This window comes from Pseudomonas jinjuensis, assembly GCF_900103845.1.
GTDB lineage: Bacteria > Pseudomonadota > Gammaproteobacteria > Pseudomonadales > Pseudomonadaceae > Pseudomonas > Pseudomonas jinjuensis.
In genome coordinates, this window is the sequence record NZ_FNIJ01000007.1 from 302,120 (window position 1) to 311,140 (window position 9,021).

9 protein-coding genes are annotated in these 9,021 nt (G+C 64.0%); 7 read left to right on the forward strand and 2 right to left on the reverse strand.

Annotated features, from left to right (window positions below; genetic code table 11):
- Positions 1 to 93 precede the first annotated feature (93 nt).
- Genes mrcB through BLR75_RS12650 form a run of 3 tightly spaced genes read left to right on the forward strand, consistent with a single transcriptional unit; the run spans position 94 to position 3,516 of the window.
- Positions 94 to 2,418, forward strand: coding sequence for a penicillin-binding protein 1B (mrcB, locus tag BLR75_RS12640; protein WP_084312706.1), 2,325 nt, complete (start codon positions 94 to 96; stop codon positions 2,416 to 2,418).
- A 16-nt stretch (positions 2,419 to 2,434) separates the two neighbouring features.
- Positions 2,435 to 3,184 (forward strand): tetratricopeptide repeat protein, encoded by a 750-nt coding sequence (locus tag BLR75_RS12645; RefSeq protein WP_084312708.1) that lies wholly within the window; start codon positions 2,435 to 2,437, stop codon positions 3,182 to 3,184.
- The gene (locus BLR75_RS12650) at positions 3,184 to 3,516 is read left to right on the forward strand and encodes a YqcC family protein (RefSeq protein ID WP_084312710.1); all 333 of its coding nucleotides are present in this window, start codon (positions 3,184 to 3,186) and stop codon (positions 3,514 to 3,516) included. The genes BLR75_RS12645 and BLR75_RS12650 overlap by 1 nt, the downstream gene beginning before the upstream one ends.
- Positions 3,517 to 3,529: 13 nt before the next feature.
- Here the strand turns inward: BLR75_RS12650 and BLR75_RS12655 are convergent, their stop codons facing one another.
- A complete protein-coding gene (locus tag BLR75_RS12655) occupies positions 3,530 to 3,967 on the reverse strand; it encodes a DUF4124 domain-containing protein (protein WP_084312712.1) in 438 nt (145 codons plus the stop codon).
- A 401-nt stretch (positions 3,968 to 4,368) separates the two neighbouring features.
- Here BLR75_RS12655 and BLR75_RS12660 point away from each other — a divergent pair, with 401 nt between their 5' ends.
- The 4 genes from BLR75_RS12660 to pssA all read left to right on the forward strand — a co-directional run bounded on the left by BLR75_RS12660 (position 4,369) and on the right by pssA (position 8,610).
- Positions 4,369 to 6,099 (forward strand): acetolactate synthase 3 large subunit, encoded by a 1,731-nt coding sequence (locus tag BLR75_RS12660; RefSeq protein ID WP_084312714.1) that lies wholly within the window; start codon positions 4,369 to 4,371, stop codon positions 6,097 to 6,099.
- Between the two features lie 2 nt (positions 6,100 to 6,101).
- The gene (gene ilvN / locus BLR75_RS12665; protein ID WP_084312716.1) at positions 6,102 to 6,593 is read left to right on the forward strand and encodes an acetolactate synthase small subunit; all 492 of its coding nucleotides are present in this window, start codon (positions 6,102 to 6,104) and stop codon (positions 6,591 to 6,593) included.
- 45 nt (positions 6,594 to 6,638) lie between these two features.
- Entirely contained in the window at positions 6,639 to 7,655 is a 1,017-nt protein-coding gene (gene ilvC, locus BLR75_RS12670) for a ketol-acid reductoisomerase (RefSeq protein WP_084312718.1), read from the forward strand.
- A 139-nt stretch (positions 7,656 to 7,794) separates the two neighbouring features.
- Entirely contained in the window at positions 7,795 to 8,610 is an 816-nt protein-coding gene (gene pssA / locus BLR75_RS12675) for a CDP-diacylglycerol--serine O-phosphatidyltransferase (RefSeq protein ID WP_084312720.1), read from the forward strand.
- Between the two features lie 21 nt (positions 8,611 to 8,631).
- Here the strand turns inward: pssA and BLR75_RS26865 are convergent.
- Positions 8,632 to 9,021 (reverse strand): hypothetical protein (locus BLR75_RS26865; protein ID WP_217633608.1); only part of this gene is annotated, 390 nt, incomplete at its 5' end.

Sequence of the window (9,021 nt, forward strand, 5' to 3'; positions counted from 1 at the left end):
GCCGCTCCCTGCGGTGCCGGGCGTCGAAGAGCCCGGATACCGCCTTGCGGCGATGTCTGTCCCCTGTGGATAAAGTACGTATAATGCGCCGCCATGACGCGTTCCCGATCCCCCCGTTCCCGTAATCGCGGTAAAAAATCCTCGCCCCAACTGCGCAAGTGGCTGGGCTGGGCTGCAAAGCTCGGTCTGGTCGGCCTCGTGGTTCTCGCGGGTTTTGCCGTCTATCTCGATGCCGTCGTCCAGGAGAAGTTCTCCGGCAGGCGCTGGACCATCCCTGCCAAGGTCTATGCCCGACCGCTGGAGCTGTTCGTCGGCCTGAAGCTGAACAAGCAAGACTTCCTGCGCGAGCTGGATGCCCTCGGCTACCGCCGCGAAAGCGCCGCCAACGGCCCGGGCGCCGCCTCGGTGTCCGGCAACGCGGTGGAGCTGAACACCCGCGGCTTCCAGTTCTACGAAGGCGCCGAGCCGGCGCAGCGCATCCGCGTGCGCTTCTCCGGCGACTACGTCGCCGGGCTCAGTCGCGCGGATGGCGGCGAGCTGGCCGTGGCGCGCATGGAGCCGCTGCTGATCGGCGGCCTGTACCCGGCGCACCACGAGGACCGCATCCTGATCAAGCTGGATCAGGTGCCGCCGTACCTGATCGATACCCTGGTGGCGGTGGAAGACCGCGAGTTCTGGAACCACCACGGCGTCTCGCTGAAGTCCATCGCCCGCGCGGTGTGGGTCAACACCACCGCCGGCGAGCTGCGCCAGGGCGGCAGCACCCTGACCCAGCAGTTGGTGAAGAACTTCTTCCTCAGCAACGAACGCAGTCTCGCGCGCAAGCTCAACGAGGCGATGATGGCGGTGCTGCTGGAGCTGCACTACGACAAGCGCGACATCCTCGAGTCCTACCTCAACGAGGTATTCCTCGGCCAGGACGGGCAGCGTGCGGTGCATGGCTTCGGCCTGGCCAGCCAGTACTTCTTCAGCCAGCCGCTGGCCGAGCTGAAGGTGGACCAGGTGGCGCTGCTGGTCGGCATGGTCAAGGGACCGTCCTACTACAACCCGCGCCGCCATCCGGAGCGCGCCCTGCAGCGGCGCAACCTGGTGCTCGACGTGCTGGCCGAGCAGGGCGTGGTCACCGCGGCCGAGGCCGAGGCGGCGAAGAAGCGTCCGCTGGGCGTCACCAAAAAAGGCAGCATGGCCGACAGCTCCTATCCGGCCTTCGTCGACCTGGTCAAGCGCCAGCTGCGCGAGGACTACCGCGACGAGGACCTGACCGAGGAAGGCCTGCGCATCTTCACCAGCTTCGACCCGATCCTGCAGGAGAAGGCGGAAAACTCGGTCAAGGAGACCTTCAAGCGCCTGGACGGCCGCAAGGGCGTCGACCAGACCGAAACCGCGATGGTCGTGACCAACCCGGAAACCGGTGAAATCCTCGCCCTGATCGGCAGCCGCGATCCGCGCTTCGCCGGCTTCAACCGCGCGATCGACGCGGTGCGGCCGATCGGTTCGCTGGTCAAGCCGGCGGTCTACCTGACCGCGCTGGAGCGTCCCAGCGAGTACACCCTGACCAGCTGGATCGAGGACGAGCCGTTCTCGGTGAAGGGCAGGGACGGCCAGGTCTGGCGGCCGCAGAACTACGATCACCGCGCGCGTGGGACGATCTTCCTTTATCAGGGATTGGCCAACTCGCTGAACCTGTCCACCGCCAAGCTCGGCCTGAGCCTCGGCGTGCCCAACGTGATCAAGACCCTGGAGCGCCTGGGCGTATCGCCGAACTGGCCGGCCTATCCGTCGATGCTGCTGGGCGCCGGCGCGCTGAGCCCGATGCAGGTGGCGACCATGTACCAGACCATCGCCAGCGGCGGCTTCAACACGCCGCTGCGCAGCATCCGCAGCGTGCTGACCGCCGATGGCCAGCCGCTCAAGCGCTATCCTTTCCAGGTGCAGCAGCGTTTCGACCCGGGCGCCATCTATCTGGTGCAGAACGCCATGCAGCGGGTGATGCGCGAGGGTACCGCGCGTTCGGTGTACAGCCAGTTGCCGTCGTCGCTGACCCTGGCCGGCAAGACCGGCACCACCAACGACTCCCGCGACAGCTGGTTCACCGGCTTCGGTCGCGACCTGCTGGCGGTGGTGTGGATCGGCCGCGACGACAACGGCAAGACCCCGCTCACCGGCGCCACCGGCGCCCTGCAGGTCTGGACCAGCTTCATGCGCAAGGCCGATCCGCTGCCACTCGACACGCCAATGCCGGATAATGTGGTCATGGCCTGGGTCGATTCCCATTCCGGCCAGGGTATCGACCCCAACTGCCCGGGGGCTGTGCAGATGCCCTATATTCGGGGCAGCGAGCCGGCGCCGGGTCCCGGCTGCGGCATCCAGGCGCCGGCCGGCGAAGTGATGGACTGGGTTCGGGGCTGGCTGAACTGAGGCGAGAGGATTCGAAGTGAGAAAGGCGTGGTTCGCGGCGTTGGCCGCATCGGCATTGCTGTCCGGTTGTGCGACTCCCCAGCGTGGGGCGATTCCCGTGCAGGACGCGGGGGCGCCGGTATCCAATCAGGAACAGGTCGGCTCGAACGGCCGTGGCCAGCCGGCTCCGGCAGCGGGGCAGGGCATTCCCCAGGGTGATTCGGGCGTGATGGTGATGGTGCCGCAGGACGCCGGCGCCGCTCCGATCCAGACCTTCCCGGCGCAGACCGGCGCGCCGCAGCTGTCCACCTCCGCGCCGATCACGCCCGGCCCGCAGTACGGCGCTGCCGAGGGCATGTCGCCGCCGCCTTCTGCCGGCACCACCTATCAGCCGCCGGCGTCGCAGCCTTCGGGCATCCCGACGGGCAACAGCGGCAGCGGCACCCTGGCCGCCGATGAACAGCTCGACGGGCCGGTGCTGGCGCTGCTGACCACCGCCCAGCAACAGCAGGGCGGCGGTGACCTGAATGGCGCCGCCGCCAGCCTGGAGCGCGCCCAGCGCATCGCTCCGCGCGAGCCGCAGGTGCTCTACAAGCTGGCCCAGGTGCGCCTTGCCCAGGGCGATGCCGCCCAGGCCGAACAACTCGCCCGTCGCGGTCTGTCCTATGCTAGCGGCCGGCCGACCCTGCAGGCCAGCCTGTGGGAACTGATAGCGCAGTCCCGCGAGCGCCAGGGCGATCCTGCCGGTGCGGCGCAGGCGCGACAGAACGCCAAGGTCACACTCTGATGGATAGACGACTGCCTGAACTCGCCGATCAGCTCCTGCTGATCGAGCGGGAACTCCGTGCCCTCGGCATGTGGGCGGCGGAACCGCCGAGCGATGCCGCGCTGGCCAGCCCGGAACCGTTCTGCGTGGATACGCTGGCGCTGGAAGAGTGGCTGCAGTGGATCTTCCTGCCGCGTATGAAGCTGATCATCGAGTCGGAAGCGGACCTTCCACATGTCTCGGGCATTCGCGCCATGGCCGAGATGGCCTATGCCGACCAGGGCGCACGGATGCTGCCACTGCTGGAGGCGCTGGGCGCCTTCGATCATCTGATCAGCGATTTTTCCAGCTGAAAAACTACAACGCTCAGTCGCAGTTCTCCCGGATGTCCCGCTCGGCCTGGACGATCCGGGCCTGCCGCTCCTCCTCCGGAATCCGGCGCATCTCGCCGTTTTCCTCGATTCGCACACGCGGATTGTTCTTCAACTGCGCCAGGTTGTTCCGCAAGCCCGCGCAATACTTGCTGCGTTCGGCTTCCTGCCGGGCGACGTCGCGTCTGACCTTCTCGTCCACCGCCTTCTGCTTGTCGTCTCTCGGCGGCTGGGGAGCGGGTGCGGGCGGCAGCGGGAAGGTGGCTTTCGGCGGGGCGGTATTGGTGTTGATGGCGGCGGCGTTGGTGCCTTCCGGCGGCTGGGCGCTGAAATGGGTGACGCCTTTCTCGTCCACCCATTTGTAGACCTGTGCTGCCATTGCCGGAGAAGCCACGACGAGCAGCAGACTGCTCATGAGAACGAACCGTCGCATGCTGTTTCTGTCCTTGGGATGCGGAGTCTTGCCCGTACTATAACCAAAACGCCAGGGGGGCCATGTGGAGAAAGTTCACAGCGCAGGCCGGAATGGCGCCAGATATGGCTTGACTTGACGCAGATGAATGCGAAGAATCCCAAGTTCGCTGCAGTGGGCCGGCCGCAAGCTGGTTTTACTCGGCAGACAAGGGGCGCTACCCGCGCCGCTCAGTTTCACCCTGCTTCGCGTTACCTCGCGCTGGGTGGATGCGTTCCGGAACAGTTAGGGACGCCTCCAAGTTCTGCTCTATCGGCAGTCGACGTAACCGGCGATCACAATCGCCCACTGTCTGCCGGGCAGCCATCCAAGTTTCGGTCACCCGCCCCTGGGTGGCCGTTTAGCGTTCTAGAGGTGAAAACGTGGAGCTTTTATCCGGCGCTGAAATGGTCGTCCGCTCGTTGCGTGACGAAGGCGTTAAGTACATCTACGGGTACCCGGGCGGTGCCCTGCTGCACATCTATGACGCGCTCTTCAAGGAGCACGAGGTCACCCACATCCTGGTTCGCCATGAGCAGGCGGCCACCCACATGGCCGACGGCTACGCCCGCGCCACCGGCAAGGCCGGCGTGGTGATGGTGACTTCCGGCCCGGGCGCGACCAATGCCGTCACCGGCATCGCCACCGCCTACATGGACTCGATTCCCATGGTGGTGATCTCCGGCCAGGTTTCCAGCAACATGGTCGGCACCGACGCCTTCCAGGAAACCGACATGGTCGGCATCTCCCGGCCGATCGTGAAGCACAGCTTCATCATCAAGCATCCCTCGGAAATCCCCGAGGTGATCAAGAAGGCCTTCTACATCGCCCAGTCCGGCCGTCCCGGCCCGGTGGTGGTCGACATTCCGAAGGACATGGGCGACCCGACCCAGAAGTTCGAGTATTCCTACCCGAAGAAGGTCAAGCTGCGTTCCTACAACCCTGCGGTTCGCGGTCATTCCGGCCAGATCCGCAAGGCTGCCGAGATGCTGCTGGCCGCCAAGCGCCCGATCATCTATTCCGGTGGCGGCGTGATCATGGGCAATGCCGCCGAGCCGCTCACCGAAGTGGCGCGCATGCTCAACGTGCCGGTGACCAACACCCTGATGGGCCTGGGTGGCTATCCGGGCACCGACCGCCAGTTCGTCGGCATGCTCGGCATGCACGGCAGCTACACCGCCAACCTGGCGATGCACCACGCTGACGTGATCTTCGCTGTCGGCGCGCGTTTCGACGATCGCGTGATCAACGGCGAGACCGCGGCCAAGTTCTGCCCGAACGCCAAGATCATCCACGTCGACATCGACCCGGCCTCGATCTCCAAGACCGTCAAGGCCGACATCCCGATCGTCGGCCCGGTGGACAGCGTCCTGACCGAAATGGTCGCGATCCTCAAGGAAATCGGCGAGACCCCGAACAAGGAAGCCCAGGCTGCCTGGTGGAAGCAGATCGAGGAGTGGCGCGGCAACCGCGGCCTGTTCCCCTACAGCATGGGCGACGGCAGCATCATCAAGCCGCAGACCGTGATCGAGACCCTCTGCGAAGTCACCCATGGCGACGCCTTCGTTGCGTCCGACGTGGGCCAGCACCAGATGTTCGCGGCGCAGTACTACCGCTTCAACAAGCCCAATCGCTGGATCAACTCCGGCGGCCTGGGCACCATGGGCTTCGGCTTCCCGGCCGCCATGGGCGTGAAGCTGAACTTCCCCGAAGCCGATGTCGCCTGCGTGACCGGCGAGGGCAGCATCCAGATGAACATCCAGGAACTGTCCACCTGTCTGCAGTACGACCTGCCGGTGAAGATCATCAACCTGAACAACGGTGCGCTGGGCATGGTCCGCCAATGGCAGGACATGCAGTACAACAGCCGCTACTCGCACTCCTACATGGAATCCCTGCCGGACTTCGTCAAGCTGGCCGAGGCCTATGGCCACGTCGGCATGCGCATCACCGAGCTGAAGGACCTGAAGCCGAAGATGGAAGAAGCCTTCGCGATGAAGAATCGCCTGGTCTTCCTCGACATCCAGGTCGATACCAGCGAGCACGTCTACCCGATGCAGATCCGGGGCGGCACGATGCGCGACATGTGGCTGAGCAAGACGGAGCGTACCTGATCATGCGACACATCATTTCCCTGCTGCTGGAAAACGAGCCAGGCGCACTGTCCCGCGTGGTCGGCCTGTTCTCCCAGCGCAACTACAACATCGAGACTCTGACCGTCGCTCCGACCGAGGACCCGACCCTGTCGCGCCTGACCCTGACCACCGTCGGGCAGGACGAGGTCATCGAGCAGATCACCAAGAACCTCAACAAGCTCATCGAGGTGGTGAAGCTGGTCAACCTGTCGGAAAGCGCCCACATCGAGCGGGAGCTGATGCTGGTGAAGATCAAGGCCACCGGCGCCCAGCGCGCCGAGGTCAAGCGCACCACCGACATCTTCCGCGGCCAGATCGTCGACGTCACCAGCAGCGTCTACACCGTGCAACTGGCGGGCACCAGCGATAAGCTGGACAGCTTCATCCAGGCCATCGGCACTGCGTCGATCCTCGAAGTCGTCCGCAGTGGCGTCACCGGCATCGCCCGTGGCGACAAGACACTGAGCATCTGAATCTGAAAGACGGCCCACGAGGCCACATTGAACAGGGGATTACCCATGCGCGTTTTCTACGATAAAGACTGTGACCTCTCCATCATCCAGGGCAAGAAAGTTGCCATCATTGGTTACGGTTCCCAGGGCCATGCCCATGCCTGCAACCTGAAGGACTCCGGCGTCGACGTCACCGTCGGCCTGCGTGCGGGTTCTTCCTCCGTTGCCAAGGCTCAGAACCACGGCCTGAAAGTCGCTGAAGTAGCCGAAGCCGTCGCTGCCGCCGACCTGGTCATGATCCTGACCCCGGACGAGTTCCAGGGCCGCCTGTACAAGGACGAGATCGAGCCGAACCTGAAGAAGGGCGCCACCCTGGCCTTCGCCCACGGCTTCTCCATCCATTACAACCAGGTCGTTCCGCGTGCCGACCTCGACGTGATCATGATCGCGCCGAAGGCTCCGGGTCACACCGTGCGCTCCGAGTTCGTCAAGGGCGGCGGCATCCCTGACCTGATCGCCATCTACCAGGACGCTTCCGGCAATGCCAAGAACGTCGCCCTGTCCTACGCCTGCGGCGTCGGCGGCGGCCGTACCGGCATCATCGAAACCACCTTCAAGGACGAGACCGAAACCGACCTGTTCGGCGAGCAGGCCGTTCTCTGCGGCGGTTGCGTAGAGCTGGTCAAGGCCGGCTTCGAAACCCTGGTCGAAGCCGGTTACGCTCCGGAAATGGCCTACTTCGAGTGCCTGCACGAACTGAAGCTGATCGTTGACCTCATGTTCGAAGGCGGCATCGCCAACATGAACTACTCGATCTCCAACAATGCCGAATACGGCGAGTACGTGACCGGTCCGGAAGTGATCAACGCAGAATCCCGTGCTGCCATGCGCAATGCCCTGAAGCGCATCCAGAACGGCGAATACGCCAAGATGTTCATCTCCGAAGGCGCCACCAACTACCCGTCGATGACCGCCTACCGCCGCAACAACGCTGCCCACGGCATCGAAGTCATCGGCGAGAAGCTGCGTGCCATGATGCCGTGGATCGCTGCCAACAAGATCGTCGACAAGACCAAGAACTGAGGTCTGTTCGACATACGAAGAAACGCGGCCCCGGCCGCGTTTTTTCTTTCCCGCCCGGCGATCTGGTATAAAAACCACTGCACCGTGGCCATCTCCGCCTCGGTATCTTCAAGTCAATGCGTTCCCAAGGAATCCATCCATGAGTGAACAACCCGAGGAGCCGAACAAGGCTCCCGAAACCGAAAGCCTGCTGCCGATCGATGAGCACATCGAAGAAGAGCAGGACGCCGAAGGACGCAAGGTCCGCCACCGGGGCATCTATCTGCTGCCGAACCTGTTTACCACCGCTGCACTCTTCACCGGCCTGTACGCGATCATCAATGCCATGAGCGGGCAGTTCTCCAATGCCGCCATCGCCATCTTCGTGGCAATGGTCCTGGACGGGCTGGATGGCCGCGTCGCGCGCCTGACCAATACGCAAAGCGCCTTCGGCGCCGAGTACGACTCCCTGTCCGACATGGTCGCCTTCGGCGTCGCACCGGCCCTGGTGGCATTCGAGTGGGCGCTGAGCAGTCTCGGCAAGGTCGGCTGGATGGTCGCCTTCATCTATGTCGCGGGTGCTGCGCTGCGTCTGGCACGCTTCAATACCCAGGTCGGCAAGGCGGACAAGCGTTTCTTCATCGGCCTGGCCAGTCCGGCCGCGGCCGCGCTGGTCGCCGGCACCGTCTGGGCCTTCGCCGATTTCGAGATACAGGGTGCCAAGGTCTCCTTGCTGGTGGCGCTGATGGTCGCTGCCGCCGGCATGCTGATGGTCAGCAACATCAAGTACTACAGCTTCAAGGATCTGGATCTGCGTGGCCGCGTGCCGTTCGTGGCGATCCTGATCGTGGTGCTGGCCTTCGCCGTGGTCTTCACCGACCCGCCGCGTATTCTGCTGCTGCTGTTCCTGGCATATGCCGGCTCCGGCCCGGTGCAGTATCTGCTGCAGCTGCGCCGGCGCAAGCAGTCGACCTGATGTGCTTCCCAGGCCCCGCAGTCATTTGGCTGCGGGGCTTTTGCTTTCTGGGGGACGGGGTTGATCCTGCTCAGGCCGCCGGGGAGTTTCAGAAAATTCTTTCAGAAAGCCGTTGACGGGAATTTTCAGGTCCCTATAATGCGCCCCACTCCAGTCGACGACGCCGACGAAGTTCTTGAAAATCAAGCACTTAAGCTTGGCGAGACGGCTGGAGTGGTGATCGGCGACGATCATCGAGGTGCTTGACAGCGAAACTGATCGCTGTAGAATGCGCCTCCCGCTGATGCGAAGGTCTCGACCTTCACGGAAGCGCAAGCGATTGAGTAGAAACGAAAATTTCGAAAATAACGCTTGACGGAAAGAGAGGTTAGCGTAGAATGCGCGCCTCGGTTGAAGCGAAGGCCTCAACCA

Bases quoted from the DNA above. Each gene is read 5' to 3' on its own strand.
- ilvC (WP_084312718.1), top strand. From the start codon at position 6,639: ATGCGCGTTTTCTACGATAAAGACTGTGACCTCTCCATCATCCAGGGC.
- mrcB (WP_084312706.1), top strand. From the start codon at position 94: ATGACGCGTTCCCGATCCCCCCGTTCCCGTAATCGCGGTAAAAAATCC.
- ilvN (WP_084312716.1), top strand. From the start codon at position 6,102: ATGCGACACATCATTTCCCTGCTGCTGGAAAACGAGCCAGGCGCACTG.
- BLR75_RS12655 (WP_084312712.1), bottom strand. From the start codon at position 3,967: ATGCGACGGTTCGTTCTCATGAGCAGTCTGCTGCTCGTCGTGGCTTCT.
- BLR75_RS12650 (WP_084312710.1), top strand. From the start codon at position 3,184: ATGGATAGACGACTGCCTGAACTCGCCGATCAGCTCCTGCTGATCGAG.
- pssA (WP_084312720.1), top strand. From the start codon at position 7,795: ATGAGTGAACAACCCGAGGAGCCGAACAAGGCTCCCGAAACCGAAAGC.